The sequence below is a fragment of the Azospirillum picis genome (assembly GCF_017876115.1).
Lineage (GTDB): Bacteria > Pseudomonadota > Alphaproteobacteria > Azospirillales > Azospirillaceae > Azospirillum > Azospirillum picis.
The window spans coordinates 160,272-181,253 of record NZ_JAGINO010000007.1; the positions used below are offsets into that span (position 1 = coordinate 160,272).

General features: G+C 71.3%; 13 protein-coding genes. 3 read left to right on the top strand and 10 right to left on the bottom strand.

Going from position 1 to position 20,982, the window contains the following annotated elements; all coding sequences use genetic code 11:
- Positions 1-31: 31 nt before the first annotated feature.
- From J2850_RS12455 to J2850_RS12475, 5 genes are all read right to left on the bottom strand, one after another.
- Positions 32-2,788, bottom strand: coding sequence for a PAS-domain containing protein (locus J2850_RS12455; RefSeq protein WP_209982042.1), 2,757 nt, complete (start codon positions 2,786-2,788; stop codon positions 32-34).
- 236 nt (positions 2,789-3,024) lie between these two features.
- Positions 3,025-4,116, bottom strand: a complete 1,092-nt coding sequence (locus J2850_RS12460) for an ABC transporter ATP-binding protein (protein ID WP_209982043.1) — start codon at positions 4,114-4,116, stop codon at positions 3,025-3,027.
- The gene (locus J2850_RS12465) at positions 4,113-6,302 is read right to left on the bottom strand and encodes an ABC transporter permease (protein ID WP_209982045.1); all 2,190 of its coding nucleotides are present in this window, start codon (positions 6,300-6,302) and stop codon (positions 4,113-4,115) included. Before J2850_RS12465 ends, J2850_RS12460 begins: the two co-directional genes overlap by 4 nt.
- A gap of 103 nt (positions 6,303-6,405) precedes the next feature.
- Positions 6,406-7,461 (bottom strand): ABC transporter substrate-binding protein, encoded by a 1,056-nt coding sequence (locus J2850_RS12470; protein WP_307354394.1) that lies wholly within the window; start codon positions 7,459-7,461, stop codon positions 6,406-6,408.
- Between the two features lie 176 nt (positions 7,462-7,637).
- Entirely contained in the window at positions 7,638-8,399 is a 762-nt protein-coding gene (locus J2850_RS12475) for a response regulator transcription factor (protein ID WP_246513015.1), read from the bottom strand.
- Between the two features lie 298 nt (positions 8,400-8,697).
- On the opposite strand from J2850_RS12475, the gene J2850_RS12480 reads away from it, so the two are divergent.
- The 3 genes from J2850_RS12480 to putA all read left to right on the top strand — a co-directional run bounded on the left by J2850_RS12480 (position 8,698) and on the right by putA (position 14,549).
- Entirely contained in the window at positions 8,698-9,315 is a 618-nt protein-coding gene (locus J2850_RS12480) for a metal-dependent hydrolase (protein WP_209982047.1), read from the top strand.
- A gap of 546 nt (positions 9,316-9,861) precedes the next feature.
- Positions 9,862-10,752 carry a pyrroline-5-carboxylate reductase gene (proC, locus tag J2850_RS12485; protein ID WP_209982049.1) on the top strand — a complete coding sequence of 297 codons (891 nt, stop codon included), beginning with the start codon at positions 9,862-9,864 and terminating at the stop codon, positions 10,750-10,752.
- 68 nt (positions 10,753-10,820) lie between these two features.
- Positions 10,821-14,549 carry a trifunctional transcriptional regulator/proline dehydrogenase/L-glutamate gamma-semialdehyde dehydrogenase gene (gene putA, locus J2850_RS12490; protein ID WP_209982050.1) on the top strand — a complete coding sequence of 1,243 codons (3,729 nt, stop codon included), beginning with the start codon at positions 10,821-10,823 and terminating at the stop codon, positions 14,547-14,549.
- Positions 14,550-14,596: 47 nt separating this feature from the next.
- On the opposite strand, the gene J2850_RS12495 is transcribed toward putA, so the two are convergent.
- From J2850_RS12495 to J2850_RS12515, 5 genes are read right to left on the bottom strand one after another with little or no spacing between them, the layout of a single operon-like run.
- On the bottom strand, positions 14,597-15,598 hold the full coding sequence (locus tag J2850_RS12495; RefSeq protein WP_246513016.1) for a phosphatidate cytidylyltransferase: 1,002 nt from the start codon (positions 15,596-15,598) through the stop codon (positions 14,597-14,599).
- On the bottom strand, positions 15,595-16,257 hold the full coding sequence (locus tag J2850_RS12500) for a lysophospholipid acyltransferase family protein (protein WP_209982052.1): 663 nt from the start codon (positions 16,255-16,257) through the stop codon (positions 15,595-15,597). Before J2850_RS12500 ends, J2850_RS12495 begins: the two co-directional genes overlap by 4 nt.
- Positions 16,254-16,955: a CDP-alcohol phosphatidyltransferase family protein gene (locus tag J2850_RS12505; RefSeq protein ID WP_209982054.1), complete on the bottom strand. Its 702-nt coding sequence runs from the start codon at positions 16,953-16,955 to the stop codon at positions 16,254-16,256. Before J2850_RS12505 ends, J2850_RS12500 begins: the two co-directional genes overlap by 4 nt.
- The gene (locus J2850_RS12510) at positions 16,952-20,377 is read right to left on the bottom strand and encodes an acyl-[ACP]--phospholipid O-acyltransferase (protein ID WP_209982056.1); all 3,426 of its coding nucleotides are present in this window, start codon (positions 20,375-20,377) and stop codon (positions 16,952-16,954) included. The genes J2850_RS12505 and J2850_RS12510 overlap by 4 nt, the downstream gene beginning before the upstream one ends.
- Positions 20,374-20,964, bottom strand: coding sequence for a TetR/AcrR family transcriptional regulator (locus J2850_RS12515; RefSeq protein ID WP_211113883.1), 591 nt, complete (start codon positions 20,962-20,964; stop codon positions 20,374-20,376). Before J2850_RS12515 ends, J2850_RS12510 begins: the two co-directional genes overlap by 4 nt.
- Between the last annotated feature and the right edge of the window lie 18 nt (positions 20,965-20,982).

Below are 20,982 nucleotides of genomic sequence, written 5' to 3' on the forward strand. Positions count from 1 at the left end.
GGTCCGGTTCCTGGTCCTCTGCCTTGCCGCCTCAGCCCCGTTCCGGCGTCGCCGTCTGGTCGGCCAGGCTGCGTACGGGGCCGGACTGGGCGGCTGGCTGGGCGCCGTTGCCGAGGACGTTCCGGACCTGGGCGGCGAGCAGCGGCTTCTGGTAGGGTTTCTGGATGAAGTGGATGTCCAGCGGCAGGCTGGCGCTCTCCACCAGGAAATCCCGCGCATAGCCTGAACAGAACAGGACCTGCAACGACGGCTGCCTGACCTTCGCGACCGCCACCAGGGCGGGTCCGTTCATGCCGCCGGTCAGGATGACGTCGGTGAACAGCAGGTCGAACGCCGTCCTCTCCAGCAGGACCAGCGCCTCTTCCGCGGACGCCGCAGGCACCGCCCGGTAGCCCAGCGCCGTGAGCATGTCGACCGTGGTCATGCGCAGGGTGGCGTCGTCCTCCACCACCAGGACGCGTTCCCGCCCGCCCTCGACCAGGCCAGGATCCCGCGGCTGGGACGGCGCCTCGGGCTGCAGCCGCGCGCACGGGAAGGACATGGCGACCCGGGTGCCGGCGCCGACCTCGCTGTGGATGTCGACCTTGCCCCCTGACTGCCGGACGAAGCCGTAGACCATCGACAGGCCGAGCCCGCTGCCCCGTCCGAAGCGCTTGGTGGTGAAGAACGGCTCGAACACGCGGGACAGCACGGCGGGCGGCATGCCGCTGCCGTTGTCGCGGACCGACAGGACGATCGCGTCGCCGCCCCCTCCCGCGGCGGCACCGCCGGCGTCCCTTCCGTCGGCCTCCGTGGCGATGACGATCGTGCCGCCGTCGGCCAGCGCGTCGCGGGCATTGACGACGAGGTTGAGCAACGCGTTCTCCAACTGCCCAGGGTCGACCAGGGCCGGGGGCAGTCCGGGCGCCAGTTCGGTCTTCAGGACGATCCCGCCGCCCAGGCCGTAGGCCAGCAGATCCAGCATTCCTTCGACAAGCTCGTTCAGGTCGATCGCCTGCGGCTGCAGCGCCTGCTGCCGCGAGAAGGCGAGCAGGCGCTGGATCGTCGTCGCGCCCCGTTCCGCCGCGTCGAGCGCCCGCAGCGCCTTGCCGCGCACCTGCTCCTGTTCCACGGTTTCGTCGTGGATCATCTGGAGGTTGCCGATGATCGCGGCGAGCAGATTGTTGAAGTCGTGGGCGATGCCGCCGGTCAGTTGGCCGACCGCCTCCATCTTCTGCGCGTGGCGGAGCTGCTTCTCGATGTCCTTGCGTTCCGTCAGGTCGGAGTAGGTGGTGATGAAACCGCCGGACGGCATCGGACTGCTGTGCAGTTCCACCACGCGCCCGTCGGGGAAATGATGCTCGCAGCGGACGGCCTGCCGCGTCCGCAGCCGGGTCAGCTCCTCCAGGTCGACGCTGCTGCCGTCGAGCATGTGGATGCCGACGCCGCGCCTCGACAGGCTCCGTTGAAGTTCGGCCAGCTCGCGTCCGGCGACCTCGGCCGGGGTGAAGCCGTTGAGGTCGAGGAAGCGGGGATTCCAGGTGACCAGCCGGCCGTTCTCGTCGAACACCGACAGGCCGTCGTTCATGTTGTCGAAGACGGCTTTCAGCATGCGCGAGTTCTCGCCCAGCTTCCGCGCCAGGGCATCGCGTTCGGCGACGTTCTCCTTGAAGACGCTGAAGGCGCGGGCGAGGTCGCCGATCTCGTCCGGCCGGCCGGTGGCCGGGACGCTGACCAGCCGGTCGCCGCCGGCCAGCGCCGACATCGCCCGCGTCACCGCCCGCAGGTTGCCGGCGACGTCGCGCATGACGTAGACCGCCGCCGCGACCGCCGCCAGGGCGCACAGCACGCCGAGGGCGAGGATGCCGGCCTTGCCCGACGACAGGGCGGAGAAGGTGGCGTCGCTCCGGCTGCGGGCCGCCGACTGCATCGCGGTGGTGACGCTCTCCACCTCGCGGTTCAACTGGACCGACAGGGTGTTGGCGGCGGCGACCAGGAAGCGGCTGCGCTGCTCGATCCCGAGCTGGCGCCCGCGGATGTCGAACACCGGCGCCTGGGTGTCCAGCACGCCGAGAAGCTGGTCGAGGGACGGGGCAAGCAGGGCCAGCCCGGCGGTGGCGGTGTCGATCGCCCGCAGGCTCTGGCGGTCGGCCTCGAAGCCGGTGCGCCAGCGCGCGAGGTCGGCCGGGTTGTTCGTGGAGAGGGCGGCGGAGACGGTGTCCCGCGTGCGGTCGGCCAGCCGCAGCACCGAGAAGGGCAGGGGCGGCGTTCCCACGACCTCGAAACCGGGATGCTCGAAGGTCCTGGCCGCGGCGGCGGCGAGCGTCTCGCCGAGGATGCGCTGGCGCTCCAGGCCCAACCGGATCGTCGCGGCCTCCGCCCGCACGGCGATGGCCTCGCCGGTGACGTCCATCAGGTTGCGCAGCGTGCCGTCGAGCCGGCCGGCGAGCCGCACCAGCGACGGGGCGTCGGAGGGGACGTGCAGCGACACGCGCTCCAGCCCCGGCAGCCGGTTGACCAGCCCCGTCAGGTCGGCGAGCTTCAGTTCGAGCTGGCTGCGTTCCTCGTCGAGCCCCGGTGTGGCTTCGATGGCGGCGATGAAGGGCGCGCGGGCGGCCAGCCCGGTGCTCAGCTCCGCCATCCGCATCGCCAGCGCGATGTTGCCGAGCCCGTCGCGCTGCAGCGACAGCAGGGAGCGCTCCGTCTCCCCCAGCCCGATCCATCCGACCCCGCCGACCGCGGCGGTCAGGACCACCATGGTTCCGAAGGCGGCGAGCAGCCGGCCGCGGACGCTAACGGGGGGCAACACGCGCTTGACCATCGGTTGGGAGGCTACAGCCGTCCGCCTTGCCCGCGCCAGCGGGAAAAGAAGCCCGCCGGCGTTCGGCCGGCCCGCGCCGGCGCAGCTCCTCCGCGCCGGCGCAGGTCCGTGCGATGGCGGCGTCCAGCCCGGACCGGATCCCGAGGCGCGTCCGCCGGGACGGCGTTGCCCTTCCTTCCACCCCCGACCTCCCTTCTCTCCGCGCCGCCCGCGGCGCCGCTGCGTCAGCGTCCGACGGCGGCGATGCCGTCGCCGGTGAAGGTCGCGAGCGCGCTGGCCCCCGCCGGCACCGGGTTGGAGACGTTCGGATCGACCACGAACAGGTCGCCGAACTCGCTGGCCAGCCCGTATTCCATGTGCGAGCCGAGATAGGTGGCTTTGCGCACGGTGACCGGGATGCCCTCGCTGGCGGCATTGTCCGCGGCACTTCCCACGGGGGCGGGCCGCAGGCGGATCGCGTTGGGCCGGATGGCCAGCAGGACCTCCCCGGCCGGCAGCCCCGGATCGGGCACCGACAGCGTCAGCCGGCCGAGCGCCACCGTGGCGGTGCCGCCGCTGCGCCCGACCAGTTCGCCGTCGATCAGGTTGGCGCCGCCGATGAAGTCGGCGACGAAGCGGTTCTTCGGCCGGCGGTACAGCTCGTCCGGCGTGCCGCTCTGGGCGATCACCGACTTGTTCATCACAATGATGCGGTCGGAGACGGCCAGCGCCTCCTCCTGGTCATGGGTGACGTAGACCGAGGTCAGGCCGAGCTTCTGCTGCAACTCGCGGATGTCGTCGCGCATCTTGCGGCGCAGCTTGGCATCGAGGTTGGACAGCGGCTCGTCGAACAGCAGCACCTCCGGCTCCAGCACCAGGGCCCGGGCGACGGCGACGCGCTGCTGCTGGCCGCCCGACAGTTCGCTCGGCAGGCGCTGGCCGTAGCCTCCGAGCCCGACCAGCTCCAGCCCCTCGGCCGCCTTGGCGGCGGCGTCGCGCTTGCGCACGCCGCTGACCACCAGCCCATAGGCGACGTTGTCCGCCACCGTCATGTGCGGGAACAGCGCGTAGGACTGGAACACCATGGTGACGTTGCGGTCGGTGGCCGGCAGCCGGGTGACGTCCTTGCCGCCGATCAGGATCGTCCCGCTGGTCGCCATCTCCAGCCCGGCGATCATGCGCAGCGTGGTGGTCTTGCCGCAGCCCGACGGGCCGAGCAGGGTGACGAGGGTGCCCGCCTCGATGGTGAAGCTGACATCGTCCACCGCGGCGACGGTGTTGTAGCGGCGGGTGACGTTGCGGAACTCGACGCCCGCGGCCTTGCTGGCGATGCTCATACCGGCTTCTCCTGAAGCGTGGCGGAAGTGGCGGTGCGGCGGCCGATCCGGCGTTCGCCGACGGCGAACTGGATCAGCGCGATGACGATCGACATCAGCACGATCAGTGCCGAGCTGTAGGCGATGGCGAGGCCGAAATCGCCCTGCTCGACCCGGCCGACGATGTAGGCGGTGGCCAGCTCGTATTTCGGGCTGACCAGGAAGATGACGGCGCTGATCGAGGTGATGGCCCGGACGAAGCTGTAGACCAGAGAGGCCACGATGGCCGGGCGCAGCAGCGGCAGGATCACCCGGCGGATCGTCTGCACGCTGCCGGCACCCAGCGTCAGCGAGCATTCGTCGAGGCTGCGGTCGATCTGCGACATGGCGGCGACGCCGGCCCGGATGCTGACCGGCATGTTCCGGAAGACGAAGCAGATGATCAGGATGGTGACGGTGCCGGTCAGCTCGATCGGCGGCTGGTTGAAGGCGAGGATGTAGCTGATGCCGATGACGGTGCCGGGAATGGCGAAGCTCAGCATCGTCAGGAACTCGAAGGCGCCGCGGCCCTTGAACTGCTGGCGGACCAGCAGGTAGGCGGTCAGCAGGCCGACGGCGGCGGTCAGCGGCGCCGACAGGGCGGCGACCTCGATCGTCGTGAACAGCGATCCCCAGGCGCGGCCCGACCAGATCAGGCCGCCCGGCCCCCAGCTCAGGTCGAAGGCCGCCAGGTAGTGGCGCAGGGTCAGGCTGTTGTTGCGTCCCCAGTTCTCGGTGAAGCCGCCGAACAGGATCAGGCCGTAGAGGATGAAGGTGAAGGCGGCCCAGGGAAGCGCCGTGGCGTAGGCGGCGATCCTGATCCCGCGGGGAAGTTCGGACGGGATGCCGTTGTCCCCCTTGCCGCCCACCGTCGCATAGGATTTCTTGCCGAGCCATTGGCGCTGCACCCAGAAGGCGCCGAGGCACAGGCAGAGCAGGATGATGCCCAGCGCCGCGGCGCGGCCGGGATCGTTCTGCGCGCCGACGACCGCGAAGTAGATCTTGGTCGACAGCACCTCCAGGTTGCCCCCGAGGATCAGCGGGTTGCCGAAGTCGGCCAGGCTCTCGATGAAGCTGATGAGGAAGGCGTTGGCGACGCCGGGACGCATCAGCGGCCAGGTGACGGTGCGGAAGGTGACCCAGCGGCTGGCCCGCAGGGTCTGCGCGGCCTCCTCCAGCGACGGGCCGATGCCCTGCACCACGCCGATCATCACCAGGAAGGAGATCGGGGTGAAGGCCAGGGTCTGCGTGAGCAGGACGCCGGGAAGCCCGTAGATCCAGCGCGAGACCGGGATGCCGAACCAGTCCGACAGCGCCAGGGTGACCGTGCCGTTGCGCCCGAACAGCAGGATGACGGCGAGGCTGATGACGAAGGGCGGGGTGATGATCGGCAGCACCGTCAGCAGCCGCAGCAGCTTCTTGGCGCGGAAGCCGGTGCGCACCGCCACCAGGGCGAAGGCCAGGCCCAGCAGGGTGGTCGCGATGCCGGTCAGCACCGCCAGGAAGACGCTGTTCCAGACCACGCCGCAGGCCTTCGCCTCGGTCAGGCAGGACAGGCGCCAGATGTCGGGGGCCGCGATCCGCCCAGCCAGCGCCACCAGCGAGAAGCCGCCGTCGCCGGTGTCGCCGGCACCGCTCAGCACATAGCCCACCGGCAGGAAGACGAAGGCGGCGATGGCGGCCAGCACCAGCCCGATGGCGCCCGCGGTGAAGCGGTCCCCCTTCATGAAGCCGAGGCCGGCGAAGCCGCTGGTCATCAGGAACAGGAAGGAAAGCACGGTCAGCACCGCACCGATGCCGTAGCCTCCCTGCCCGCGCGGCAGCGGGCCGAACAGGCTGCCGAGCCATCCCCACGCCCAGCCGTCGAGGCCGATCGCGAAGCCCTGCACCGCCACCCAGGCGAGCCCGAAGGCGCCGGCGGCCAGCAGCGCCGCCGGCTGACGGGGGCGCAGCCGGGGAAGCGCGGTGACGGCCAGCGCCAGGAGCAGCGGCAGGGCGATGGGCAGGAGCCACCAGCGTCCGTTCGTCAGGCCGTCGATCAGGGCGGAGCCGGCCGGGCCGGGCGCCGGCGGTTCGAGGGCGGGCTGGGTGCCGCCGCCGGCGAACCAGGGGAGCAGGGCAAAGCCCACCCACCCCAGCGCCAGCCATATTGCTGAGCGAGGACGCATCACATCACCTGAGGGTTCTGACGGGCCGAGCACGGCCGGCTCCGCCGCCCGGGAAATGGGCGGCGAATGGCGGATTCGGCCGGAATGAGGGAAGCGGAGGCGGTTACCGGGCGACGGACTTGATTTCGGCATCCCAGCGCGACAGCAGGCGCTTGCGCTCCTCGGCGGTTCCGTATTTCTGGAAGTTGTAGTCGATCAGCCGGATCGCCTCGAGGTTCGGGGCCTCGGGAGGGGTCGCCGACTTCCGGTTCGACGGCATCTGGAACTGCTTGGTCTCGGCCCCGGTGGCCTGTCCTTCCGGCGACAGGGCGAACTCGTAGAACGCCTTGGCGGCGTCGAGGTTCTTGGAACCCTTGATGATGCTGACGGACCCGATCTCGTAGCCGGTTCCCTCGCAGGGGGCGGCGACGTCCACCGGAAAGCCGTTGATCTTCTGGTTGATGCCGTCATGCATGAAGATGACGCCGACCAGCGTCTCGCTGCGCGCGACCGCGGCGGCCGGCGCGCTTCCCGACTTGGTGTACTGGTTGACGTTGTCGTTCAGCTTCTTCAGGTAATCGAAGGCCTTGTCCTCGCCCAGGATCTGGACCAGCGTCGCCAGCGCGGTGTAGGCGGTGCCGGAGGCGTTGGGGTTCGCGATCTGGATCTCTTCCTTGAACTCCGGACGGAGCAGGTCCGCCCAGCATTTCGGGGCCTGGATCTTGCGCTTGGCCAGAAGCTCCGTGTTGTAGGTGAAGCCGAGCGCGCCGGCGTAGATGCCGATGCTGCGGCCCTGCGACTGCTTGTACTGGCTCTGCGCCCAGGGTTGCAGGTCCTTGAACTGCGGGCTTTCGTAGGCGAGGGTCAGCCCCTCCTCCGCCGCCTGGAGGTGCGGGTCGCCGGGACCGCCCCACCAGACATCGGTCTTCGGGTTGGCCGCTTCCGCGCGGATCTGGGCGAGCGCCTCGCCGGCGCTCTTGCGGCTCATGGCGACGGCGGTGCCGGATTTCTTCTCGAAGGCGACGGCGATGGCCTTGCACCACTCCTCCTGCACGCCGCACAGGACGGTCAGCGTGCCCTGCGCCTTGGCCGGCGCCGCCGTGGCGGCGAGGACGGCCCCGGCAGCGAGGATTCCCAGGCCGAGGCCGGCCGACTTGATCCAATTGCCTGTGGATTTCACGGAACACTCCTCCCAGGAGGTCGAAATGGCTTTTTTGACGAGGACGGGTTTGTTGGTCCGGCCAGCATACCCCGCCAGCGTGAATGGCCGATTTCACGGACGATGGGGAGGGGCTGTAATCTTGTTAACGGAACCGCGGCCGCCGGACCGGCCGCCACCGGATCAGTGTCCCCGGATCAAGTGCCGATTGCCTCGATGTCGCAGTCGAACACGTAGCCGAGCCCGCGTTCCGTCCGGATCAGCCAGGGTTGCTGCGGATTGCTCTCGATCTTGCGGCGCAGGCGCAGGATCAGGACGTCGATGGTCCGGTCGAAGACGTCGTCGCGGTCGTGATGCGTCAGGTCGAGGATCTGGTTGCGGCTGAGCACCCGCCCATGGGCGCGGACCAGCGCCAGCAGCAGGTCGAACTCGGCGACGGTCAGGGACACCGGCTTGCCGGCCGGGTCGAACAGCCGGCGGCCATCCTCGTCCAGCGTGAAGCCGGCGAAGCGGTAGCCGCGCTTGCAGGGCGGCGGCACATGTGCGGTCTCGCGGATGGGCTCGCGGGCGGTGCGGCGCAGGACCGCCTTCACCCGCGCGATGAACTCGCGGTTGTTGAACGGCTTGACGATGTAGTCGTCGGCGCCGACCTCCAGCCCCATGATGCGGTCGATGTCGTCGCCGCGTCCGGTGAGCATGATGATCGGCACGTCCATCGTGCCCCGCACCTGGGCTGCGATGGAAATGCCGTCGCGGTCGGGCAGGCGCAGGTCCAGGACGATCAGGTCGAGCCGGACGGAGGCGAGGACCGCCATCAGGGAGGCGGCGTCGGGGCAGCGGACCGGCTCGAATCCCTCGCCGGCCAGCAGGTCGGCGACCGTCTGGAGAACGGCCGGATCATCGTCGACGACCCCGATCGTCAGGCGCTTGCCGCCATTCGGTGACGTGTTCGATGACATCCTGCCCGCCCGATGATGAGGCGGCAGGATCGCATTCCTTCCGGCCATGATCAACAGGTTCGGCCTGCAACGCATTACCGCATATGCAGGCCCCCGGGAATGCCGCGGGTCGTCCGTTCGCCGGCGTCCGTCCCCTGCCGTGCGCATGCTGGTTATGCGCCCAGGGAATCCCTCCTTTCATTTTGAAGCATTGTTCTGGAAGCGAAATGTGCCTTAATGTCAGGCTCCCCCAAATTCGGCCCTGGCAACGGCGCCGGCCCCGACCAACCCGCTTCAGGCTCCGCGGTGACCGACGTTGATGGCGTCCTCTCACATAATCGTCGGCGGTGCGACCTGGTTCTACCTGTCCAGCCGGTATGGGGTGGAGTTCGATCTGGTGGCGTTCGGCGCGGCGATCGTCGGAGCGCTGGCGCCCGACATCGACCATCCGAAATCGACGATGGGCCAGATGATGCGGCCGCTGTCGCTGGCCGTGTCCGGCATCTTCGGCCACCGCGGCATCACCCACTCGGTCCTGGCGATCGCGGGCTGCGTCTGGCTGCTTCATGAGCATGCGGCCTATTCGCGCCTGCTGGTCCCCTTCATCGTCGGCTACCTGACCCATCTGGCGGGCGACCTGCTGACGCCCGCCGGCCTGCCGTTGCTGTGGCCGATCAAGCGGCGGCGCAACTTCGCGCTGCCGATCCTGAAGACCGGCGGCTTTTCCGAACAGCTCGCGGTGACGCTGATGGCGGGCTGGATGATCTCCGGCCTGTTCGCCGGCGGCTGGCCGGAGGCCGCCCTGAACCGCCCCTGGCAGACGGTGGTCGCCGCCGCCCAGACCTATCTGGGAGAGGCCGGGACCGAGAAATCCGCTCCCCCGGTTCCCGATCGCAAGCCCCCGGACAAGGCGAAGGCAAGGCCGCTCAAGGGGTGATCTGTCGCGCGGGTGCACAAGCCCGAAGGCGGGGCGCGCCGGGATCCCGGCTGTCGCCGACGCGGTCGAACCATCATCCGCTCTCCCGTTGCGGGGGGGCGGGCAGGCCGTGGCTGCCAAGTCCGTAAGCCCGTCGGCAATCCGGACGCCATCAAGAAGAAACGCCTGTCGCGCACGCTGAGAACGGAACTTTCATCGGCGTGCTGCGAGGAAGCCGTATTTTCTGCGGAGCTTGTCGGGGAACACTCCTTGACCCGACATGATCGCTCTGCGATTGCGGTGAAAAGCCGTTGTTCATTCTGAAAATCAACTCGTATACAGAACATAAGACGGCAAAATGATGAAAATACCAGATGGAAAGCCGGGTGGCTTCTGCGTTAAATAGGACTCGCTGCGCCCCCGGACGGACCGGGTCGGAATGGCAGCCAATCCAGACAATCGGCGGGCAGCGTGACGGACCGCTGCAGCGCGGGGGCCTCCCGTGGCTGCAGGCGCGCAAGCCTGCCCGGTTCCTCCCCTTCGACCATGTGAGAGACCAGCGACGCCATGACCAGCCCGGTGCCCGCCTCCGACCATAGCCCCGACGTCTCGATCCTTCTGCTCGGCGCCGGGCGCATGGGGGCGGCGATGCTGCGCGGCTGGCTGGCGCAGGGCGTGCCCGGGAGCGCGATCGCGGTCATCGACCCGACACCGACCGCCGAGTTGCAGGCGCTGGCCGGCCACGCCGGCTTCCATCTGAACCCCGCCGGCACCGGCCATGCCGACATCCTGGTTGCGGCGGTGAAGCCGCAGATGGTGGCCGCCGCCGCCCCGGCGGTCGAGGGGTGGCTGTCGGGCGGCAGCCTCGTCGTTTCGATCATGGCCGGCAAGACGCTGGCAGACCTCAAGCTGCTGTTCCCGGCGGCCGGCGCGCATGTGCGCGCCATGCCCAACCTCCCGGCCGCGGTCGGCCGCGGGGCGACGGTCGCCGTCGCCGGCCCCGGCATCCCGGCCGACGTCCTGGCCGGCGTCGTCGAGCGCGCCGGCCGCCTGCTGGGCGCCGTCGGCAGCCTGGAATGGCTGGAGGACGAGGCGCTGGTGGATGCGGCGACCGCTGTATCCGGCTCGGGTCCCGCCTATGTCTTCTACATGGTGGATTGCCTGACCAATGCGGGCGTGGAGGCCGGACTGCCGCCGGAGGTGGCGGAGCGGCTGGCCCGCGCCACGGTGGAAGGAGCCGGGGCGCTGATGGGGGCGACTGGCCAGTCCGCCGCGGACCTGCGTGCCGGCGTCACCTCCCCCGGCGGCACCACCCAGGCCGGGCTGTCGGTGCTGATGGCCGACGGCATCCTGCAGGGCCTGCTGTCGAGCACCGTGCGCGCCGCCGCGGCTCGCGCCCGCGAACTGGGCGGGGTGACCCCCGCTCCCGCCGCTCCCGCCGTTTTGCCGGTCGCCTGACCGGACCGCTTCGCCTCCGTCCGCCGACACCGTCCGCCGTCCCCTGCCCCACAGCCCGAGCCGCCGCCATGAACCAGATGATCGATCCGAGCGTCGCCCCCGCCACCGAGCAGCCGCTGACCAGCGGCGCCGGCCCCTTCGCCGCCTTCGCGCCCGCCCTGCGCCAGCCGACGGCGCTGAGGCAGGCGATCACCGACGCCTACCGCCGGCCGGAGCCGGATTGCGTGGCGTGGCTGGTCGAGCAGGCGGCCCTGCCGGGCGAGGTGACGGCAGCGGCGGCGAAGACGGCGCGCTCGCTGATCGCGGCCCTGCGCGCCAAGCCGCAGGGGCGGGGCGTCGAGGGGCTGATCCATGAATACAGCCTGTCCAGCCAGGAGGGCGTCGCGCTGATGTGCTTGGCGGAGGCGCTGCTTCGCATCCCCGACCGCGCCACCCGCGACGCGCTGATCCGCGACAAGATCGCCGGCGGCGACTGGCGCTCGCATCTCGGCAACAGCCCGTCGCTGTTCGTCAACGCCGCGACCTGGGGCCTGCTGGTCACCGGCAAGGTCACCGGCGTGCTGGGGACCAATTTCGGCGGCGAGCAGGCGCTGTCGGCGGCGCTGACCAAGCTGATCCTGCGCGGCGGCGAGCCGCTGATCCGGCGCGGCGTCGACTTCGCCATGCGCATGATGGGCGAGCAGTTCGTCACCGGCCAGACCATCGGGGAGGCGCTGGGCAACAGCCGCAAGATGGAGGCGGAGGGCTTCCGCTATTCCTACGACATGTTGGGCGAGGCGGCGACCACAGCGGCGGACGCCGAGCGCTACTACGCCGACTACGAGCAGGCGATCCACGCCATCGGCAAGGCGTCGGCCGGGCGCGGCATCTACAACGGCCCCGGCATCTCGATCAAGCTGTCGGCCCTGCACCCGCGCTATTCCCGTGCCCAGGTCGACCGCGTGATGGCGGAACTGCTGCCGCGCGTCGCCAAGCTCGCGCGGCTGGCGCGCGGCTACGACATCGGCCTGAACATCGACGCCGAGGAGGCCGACCGGCTTGAGCTGTCGCTCGACCTGCTGGAGGCGCTGTGCTTCGATCCCGAGCTGAAGGGCTGGGACGGCATCGGCTTCGTCGTCCAGGCCTACGGCAAGCGCTGCCCCTACGTCATCGACTTCGTCGTCGATCTGGCGCGGCGCAGCGGCCATCGCCTGATGGTGCGGCTTGTCAAGGGTGCCTATTGGGACAGCGAGATCAAGCGCGCCCAGGTCGACGGGCTGGAGGATTTCCCGGTCTATACGCGCAAGCTGCACACCGACGTGTCCTACGTCGCCTGCGCGCGCCGGCTGCTGTCGGCTCCGGAGGCGGTGTTCCCGCAGTTCGCCACCCACAACGCCCAGACGCTGGCGACCATCTACCAGATGGCGGCGCAGATGAACGGCGGCGAGTTCCAGGTCGGCCAGTACGAGTTCCAGTGCCTGCACGGGATGGGCGAGCCGCTGTACCAGGAGGTGGTCGGCCCGCTGAAGCGGCCCTGCCGCGTCTATGCGCCGGTCGGCACCCACGAGACGCTGCTGGCCTACCTGGTCCGCCGCCTGCTTGAGAACGGCGCCAACAGCTCCTTCGTGAACCGCATCGCCGACAAGAGCGTGTCGATCGACGACCTGGTCGCCGACCCGGTGGCGCTGGCCCGCGACACCCTGCCCGTCGGCGCGAAGAACCCGCTGATCGCGCTGCCCCGGACACTCTACGGTGCCGGCCGGGCGAACTCCGCCGGCCTCGACCTGTCGAACGAGAACACGCTCGAGTCGCTGTCGGAGGCCTTGCGCGCCAGCGCCGGCGTGGCCTGGACGGCGGCGCCGCTGCTGGCTGACGGCGAGCGCCGGGGCACGGCGCAGCCGGTGCTGAACCCGGCCGACCATCGCGATGTCGTCGGCCAGGTCACCGATGCCGGCCCGGCCGACATCGCCGACGCCTTCCTGTTCGCCGCCGCCGCCGCCCCTGTGTGGGCGGCGACGCCGCCGGCCGAACGCGCCGCCTGCCTGCTGCGCGCCGCCGACCTCATGCAGGCGCGGATGCCGACCCTGCTCGGCCTGATCATCCGCGAGGCCGGCAAGTCCACCGCCAACGCCATCGCCGAGGTGCGGGAGGCCATCGACTTCCTGCGCTATTACGGCGCCCAGGTGCGCGACGGCTTCGCCAACGACAGCCATCGCCCGCTGGGGCCGGTGGTCTGCATCAGCCCGTGGAACTTCCCGCTCGCCATCTTCTCCGGGCAGGTCTCGGCGGCGCTGGCCGCGGGCAACCCGGTGCTGGCCAAGCCGGCGGAGGAAACCCCGCTGGTCGCGGCCGAGGCCGTGCGCATCCTGCGCGAGGCCGGCGTGCCGGCGGGGGCGGTGCAACTGCTGCCGGGCGCCGGAGAGGTCGGGGCGGCCCTGGTCGGCCATGCCGGCACGCGGGCGGTGATGTTCACCGGCTCCACCGAGGTGGCGCGGCTGATCCAGCGCCAGCTCGCCGAACGGCTGTCACCGGAGGGCGCGCCGATCCCGCTGATCGCCGAGACCGGCGGGCAGAACGCCATGATCGTCGACAGCTCGGCGCTCGCCGAGCAGGTGGTGGGCGACGTCATCGCCTCGGCCTTCGACAGCGCCGGCCAGCGTTGCTCGGCCCTGCGCATCCTCTGCCTGCAGGAGGAGGTGGCCGACCGCACGCTGACCATGCTGAAGGGGGCGATGCACGAACTGCGGATCGGCAATCCCGACCGGCTGGCGGTCGACGTCGGCCCGGTCATCACCGCGGAGGCCCGTGACGGCATCGTCCGCCACATCGAGGCGATGCGTGCCAAGGGCCGGCGGGTCGAGGCGCTGCCGCTGCCGGCCGACACCGCCGACGGGACCTTCGTCGCGCCGACGATCATCGAGATCAACGGCATCGCCGACTTGGAGCGCGAGGTGTTCGGCCCGGTGCTGCACGTCCTGCGTTTCCGCCGCGACGACCTGGACCGGCTGATCGGGGCCATCAACGGCACCGGCTACGGCCTGACCTTTGGCCTGCACACCCGCATCGACGCCACCGTCGAGCGGGTGATCGGCGGCATCGAGGCCGGCAACCTGTACGTCAACCGCAACACCATCGGCGCGGTGGTCGGCGTGCAGCCCTTCGGCGGCCACGGCCTGTCCGGCACCGGCCCCAAGGCCGGCGGCCCGCTCTACCTGTCGCGGCTGCTGGCGGCCCGTCCGCCGCTGGAGCTCGGCATGCGCGGCAGCGACGCCGACCGCGCGCCGGCGCTGGCCTTCGCCGCCTGGCTCGACGGGCAGGGGCGGACCGACGAGGCGGACCATGCCCGATCGCTGGCCGGACGCGCGCCGCTGGGCGCCAGCGTCGAGCTGTCCGGGCCGGTCGGGGAGAGCAACGTCTACAGCCTGGTCCGCCGCGGCCGCATCCTGCTGCTGCCGCAGACGGAAGAGGGGCTGTACCGCATGCTGGGCGCGGTTTTCGCCACCGGCAACGACGCCGTGGTCGACGGGCAGGCCGACGTCACCGCCGGGCTGGGCCGCCTGCCGGCCGACCTCGCCGCCCGGGTGCGGGTGACGACGAACTGGCAGTCGACGGGTCCGCTGGCCGGCGCGCTGGTGGAAGGCGACGCCGGGCGCCTGCTCGCCGCCGGCCGCCGCATCGCCGAGCTGCCCGGCCCGATCGTGCCGACCCAGGCGCTGGCGGCCCGCGGGGTGGAGGTCGCCTGGCTGCTGAACGAGCGGTCGGTCAGCACCAACACCACGGCGGCCGGCGGCAATGCCAGCCTGGTGGCGATGAGCTGAGCAATGCCGGGCGGAGGGCGCGGCTCCGGCGGAGCCGCGCCCTCCGCTCAGGTGAACCAGTAGCGCGTCAGGTGGAAGAACAGCGGTGCGGAGAAGACCACGGAGTCGAGGCGGTCGAGGACGCCACCATGCCCCTCGATCATGGTGCCCCAGTCCTTGACCCCGAGGTCGCGCTTCATCGCCGACAGGACGAAGCCGCCGAAGAAGCCGGCCGTGACGATGACCAGCGACATGCCCGCCGCCTGGAGCGGGGTGAAGGGCGTGATGACGTGCAGCCCGGTGCCGATGGCGACGGCGGTCAGCCCGCCGCCGACCAGCCCCTCGACCGTCTTCGACGGGCTGATGCCGGGCGACAGACGGGTCCGGCCCCACAGCTTGCCGAAGACGTACTGGAACACGTCGCTGAGCTGCGCCACCGTCATCAGATAGAGCAGCAGCAGGGCGCCCGGCAGCTCGTAGCCGGGGATGTCGAGCCACAGCAGGGCCGGCGCGTGGCTGGTGCAGTAGACCGCCAGCATCACCCCCCATTGCGCCTTGGCGGTACGGGTGAGGAAATCGGTGGTGTCGGCGCCCAGCACCGACAGCGACGGCAGCGCCATGAAGACGTAGACCGGGATGAAGATCGAGAACAGCCCGTACCAGCCGATCCCGACCAGCCAGTATTGCAGCGGCACGACGACGAAGAAGGACAGGAACAGTCCGGCATGGTCGCCGCGCCTCGTCGGCGTCAGGGTGATGAACTCGCGCAGCGCCAGATAGGAGAGCAGGGCGAACAGCACCAGCGTCACCACGCTGCCCAGCAGCATCGCCGCGGCGAACAGCGCCACCATCACCCACCAGGAGCGGATGCGGGCGTTCAGGTTGCGCACGGTGTCGTGCCCGGCCGGGGTGCGCACCCGGTGGGCGAGGACGGCGCCGATCAGGGTGGCGACGACCAGCAGGCCCAGGGTGGCGCCCGACAGCCAGAGGAACAGCGGCTTGGTGGTCGCCAGGGCGGTCGTCACGCTGTCGGTCACGGTGGTGATCAGGCTGTTCATTGAGCTGTTCATTGGGCGGTCCGTTGGCCGGTGGGCTGGGAGTCGGAGTGGGATTTGGAGCGGGACAGCGAGACCAGAGCGCCGCGCGCCCGCTCCAGGAAGGCGGCCTTGTCCTCGCCCTCGACCGGCGGCAGCGGGGCGCCGAAGCGCATGGTGCAGATCAGCGGCACCAGCAGCGGCATGCCCTTCGGCATCACCCGGTGCAGGTTCTCGATGAAGACGGGCACCAGCTCGGCCGACGGCACCCGGCGGGCGAGGTGGTAGAGGCCGCTCTTGAACGGCGCCACCGTGCCGTCGCCGCGCGTGCCCTCGGGGAACAGGATCAGCGACTGCCCGCTTTCGAGCACCGCCGCCATGGCGTCCATCACCTCCGCCGTCGCCTTGCCCGTGCGGTCGACCAGCAGGGCGTTCAGGCAGCCGGCCGCCACCGCGCGCCGCAGGGCCGAGCCGCCCCAGTAATCGAGCGCCGCCACCGGGTGGGTCCGCGCCCGCAGTTCGGACGGCAGGGCGGCCATCACCGCCAGCGTGTCGAGATGGCTGGTGTGGTTGGCGAAATAGATGCGCGGCACGTCGGCGGGGGCGCTGCCCTCCCAGCTCGCGCGGGCGCCGACCAGGAGGCGGGTGAGCCCGAGCAGGCCGTGGCGCAGGACCGGTTGGAAAAGGCGGGTCATGACCGGACCTCCGGCTGGATGGCGCCCGGGTTGCGGGCCTTCAGGCTGCGGGCGATGCCGAGCGTGCGGGTTGCGACGGTGAGCAGGCTGCCGACCATGATGATCCAGGCCGCCGTCAGCAGGCTGAACCTCGTTCCCCACAGCGCATGCTCCACCGCCTGGGCGATCAGGGCGACGGTGAGCGCGGCCATGCGGCGCTGCTTGGCCATCACCCCGCCGAAATCCTGGACCAGCCCCAGGGCGCCGCCGAAGGTGCGGACGTAGGCGGTCATCATCGCCGCCAGCGCCGCCGCCCAGCCGAGCCAGGGCACCCCGGCGGCATAGCCCAGCGGCACCAGGAAGGCGGTGTCGGCGACGCGGTCGGGGAACTCGTTGTAGAGGGCGCCGACCGGCGACCCCTTGCCGCCCTCCACCGCCACCATGCCGTCGAGCAGGTTGCACAGCAGGCGGAGCTGGACGCAGAGCGCGGCGCCGATCCAGGCCGGGGCGCCGCCCTGGAGCAGCAGGGCGCCGCCGAACGCCGCGCACACCGCCGACAGCAGCGAGATCTGGTTGGGCGTCACCGGCGTCGTGGTCAGCCATGCCGCCAGCCGTTGCGCCCAGCGGGCCGACCGGGTGGCGATAGGGCGCCGGTCCGCGGCGCCGGCGGTATTGGTGTTGGTGGTCGTCGTGTTGGTGGTCGTGGTGGTCTCCATCATGCGGCTTCCTTGGCAGCGGCCTCGGCGGCGAAGCGCGTCACGGCCGGATAATCAGTCTTGCCGGTGCCCAGCAGCGGGACGGCGTCGATGCGCAGGACGTCGCGCGGAATGGCGATCTCGGGCGCCCCCCTGGTCCGCGCGGCGGCGACCAACGCGTCGCGGGGCAGCGCCGCGCTGGTGGTCACCAGCACGATCCGCTCGCCCCGCTTGGGGTCGGGCAGGGCGACGGCGGCGTGGCCGGCGTCGGGATCGGCCAGGGCCGCCAGCTCCTCCACCAGGCCGAGCGGGATCATCTCGCCCGCCACCTTGGCAAAGCGCTTGACCCGGCCGACGATGCGGATGAAGCCGTCGGCGTCGATCTCGACGATGTCGCCGGTGTCGTGCCAGCCGCCGGCCGGCGGCTGGAGCCGGCCGGGCTGGTCGGCGTGCAGGTAGCCCTTCATCACGTTCGGCCCGCGCACCCGCAGCCGGCCGCCGACGTCCACGCCGGGCACCGGCACCAGCTCGGTCTCGATGCCCGGCAGGGCCTGCCCGACGGTGCCGGCGCGGAAGCGGGCGGGGGTGTTGACGGCGATCACCGGCGCCGTCTCGGTGGTGCCGTAGCCCTCAAGCAGATGGACGCGCAGCCGCTCGGTGTAGACCCGCCGGGTCTCGTCCTGCAGCCGCTCCGCCCCGGCGAAGACCAGGCGCAGCGAGCGGTAGTCGTAGGGATCGGCCGTCCGCGCCCAGGCGTTCAGGAAGAAGTCGGTGCCGAACAGGACGGTGGCGTTGGTCTGGTAGACCAGTTCCGGGATCAGGCGGACATGGCGCGGGTTGGGGTATAGCACCGTCTTCACCCCGTTCAGGATCGGCAGCAGCATGCCGCCGGTCAGGCCGAAGGAGTGGAAGGCGGGCAGGCAGTTGAACACCACGTCCTGTCGGGTGAAATCGACCACCGACGCCACCTGCGCCATGTTGGCGAGCAGGTTGGCGTGGCTCAGCACCACGCCCTTCGGCGGCCCCTCCGACCCGGAGGTGAAGAGGATGGCGGCGGCCTCGTCGCCGCTGCCCTGCGGCGGCAGCAGGCGTTCCGGCGCCACCAGCGCCGCCAGAGCCCGCAGCTTGTCGCCCAGGCCCAGCCCGCGCTTGACGTCTTCGAGATGGATGATGGCGTGGTCGGCGGCCAGCGCCTCGACCAGCGCGCCGAGGCGTGCCTTCTCGACGAACTGGGCGGAGGTGACGATGCGGCGCACCCCGGCGGCGCGACAGGCGGCCTTCACCGCGTCCGGGCCGGCGGTGAAGTTCAGCATGGCGGCCGGCCGACCGTGGGCGGCGAGGCCGAAGAACACAGCCGCCGTCGGCGAAGCGGTCGGCAGCAGCACGCCCACCGGCTCGCCCGGCTCCGTGCCGCGCGCCAGGATGCGGCCGAGCACCAGCGCGCGCGCCGCCAGCGCCCGGTAGGACAGGGTGGAGAAGTCGCCGTCCTGCACCGCATCCTCCCGCGCGCCGGTCTTGGCCCGGGCGTCGAGCAGGGCCAGCATCAGCGTCTCCGGCCGCGGACGGGCGGCGAAGACGCTCTCCGTCATCACCCGCGACAGCCAGGACTTCAGGGCGGCGCGCCGCTTCTTGCCGACCAGCCCGCTGACGTCCGGGGTCGTCACCGGCGGCAGCACGGTGATGGTGATGCGCGGGAACAGGCCGAGCCGCAGCCGGCCCTGCATGCGCGACAGGACCGAGCGCTGGGCGCCCTCGATGCAGACCGGCACCACCGGGCAGCGCGCCTTGTCGGCCAGCATGCCGGGGCCGCCGTTGATCTTCATCAGCGACCCGGTGACGGTGATGCGCCCCTCCGGGAAGATGCAGACCGTGTGGCCCTCGGCGAGCGTGCGGGCCAGGATGCGGGTGCCGAGCGGGTTGGTCGGGTCGATGGTGACATGGTCCGCGACAGCCAGGAACGGCCTGACCACGGCGAGCTTGGCGATGTGGGTGTCGACCGCGAAGCGCATGCCCGGCAGGAAGGCGGCGAGCAGTGCCCCGTCCAGGAAGGACTGGTGGTTCGGCGTCACCACGGCGGCGCCGTCGATGCCGGCCAGATGCTCCACCCCGCGGACCTCCACCCGGAAGGCCAAGCGGAAGACGGCGCGGAAGACGGCGCGCAGCAGGGACTGGCCGTCGACGGCGAGCGCCATCGCGACCGCCACCAGCATGCTCGCCCCGCCCCAGGCGGCGACGGCCAGCGGCGACAGGCCGAACGCCAGCATCGCCGCCGCCGCGGCCGAGCCGGCCACCATGTAGAGCGCGTTGACCACGTTGGCGGCGGCGATGACGCGGGCGCGGGTTCCCGGCGCCGCCCGGTGCTGGATCAGCGCATAGAGCGGCACGGCGAAGGCGCCGCCGGCCGCCGCGACGACGAACAGGTCGGCCAGCAGCGGCAGCGCCCAGGGCTGGGCCAGCAGCGCCATCGGCGACAGCGGCTCCGCCGACGGGACCGCGGGGGTCAGCAGGGGCAGGGCGGCGCCGGCCAGGGCGGCGACCAGCCCGGCCAGGGCGGCCCGCCCGGCGTCGGCGGTGGACGGGGTGCGGTGGCTGAGGCCGGCCAGCACCGAGCCGGCGGCGACGCCGACGGCGAACACCGCCAGGAGCAGGGTGGCGCCGCCGCTGTCGGTGCCCAGCGTCTCGCGGGCGATGGAGGGGAACTGCGCCATCACCACGCCGCCGACGCCCCAGAACACCGAGATGCCATGGATCGCCCGCATCGACGGCTTGTCGCCGGCGACCGAGCGCAGCACCCGCGCCGTCACCGACACCGGGTTCAGCCCGACGCGCACCGCCGGATCGGCGTTGCCGGCGCGCGGGATGAGCAGCGACGCCGCCAGCCCGGCCACCGCCGAGGCGCCGAGCAGCCCCGGCACCGCCCAGGGATGCAGCAGGGCCAGCGAGCCGCCGGCGATGGTCCCCAGCAGGATGGCGACGAAGGTCCCGGCCTCGACCAGCCCGTTGCCGGCGCTCAGTTCCGACGGGTCGAGCAGGTCGGGCAGCAGGCCGTACTTGACCGGCCCGAACATCGTGGAATGCGCGCCCATGCCGACCAGGGCGACGATCAGGACTGGCAGGTCGGCGGCGACGATGCCCCAGGAGGCCACAGCCATCAGGCCGATCTCGGCCAGCTTGACGGCGCGGGCGACCAGCGTGCGGTCGTAACGGTCGGCCAGTTGGCCGGCAGTGGCCGAGAACAGCAGGAAGGGCACGGTGAAGGCGCCGGCCGCCAGCGTCGAGATCATCGCGCCGTTCAGGGTGCCTGCCCCGGACGCGCCTTCGGACAGACCATAGACCGCCAGCACCGCGATGGCGCCGCGCAGGACGTTGTCGCCGAAGGCGCCGAGGAACTGTGTCAGGAACAGCGGCAGGAAGCGCCGCGAGGCGAGAAGGGCGGGGGCGGTCATTGTCCGGCTCCGGTCCTGGAGGTGTCTGCGGTGCGCGCGATCCCGGTGAGGATCGCGTCCGCGATGGGGCGGGCGAGGGTGGAAAGCGGGGCGGTCTGCCGGCCGTAGACGTGCGACTGCACGTTGAGGACGATGGCGCCGATGACGATGTGGGACAGCGCGTCGCGGTCGGCCGCGACGATGCTGCCCTCGGCGATGCCGTCGGCGACGATGCCGGAGATCACGTCCACCGGCGTTTCCTGGTCCCTGGGCACCAGGGGCAGCGATTCGTGCTGCGACAGCAGCAGGAAGCGGGTGCGGTCGGGTGCGGCCTCCGCCAGGTGGAAGGCGTGGCCGATGACCCGCCGCAGGCGGTCCGGTGCCGGACCCTGGCCGGCCGCGTCCCGCAGTGACCGCGACATAGCCGTGTATTCCGAGGTGAACAGATCGGCCGCCAGCTCCTCCTTGCTGGGCCAGTGGCGGTAGAGCGCGCCTTCCGACACGCCGGCGGAGCGGGCGATGTCGCGGACCGTCGTCGCCTTCACGCCCTTCAGGGCGAACAGAGCGATGGCGGCGTCCCGGACCTTTTGACGAACATCGGCGGACATGGCGCGCCTCGTTTGTGA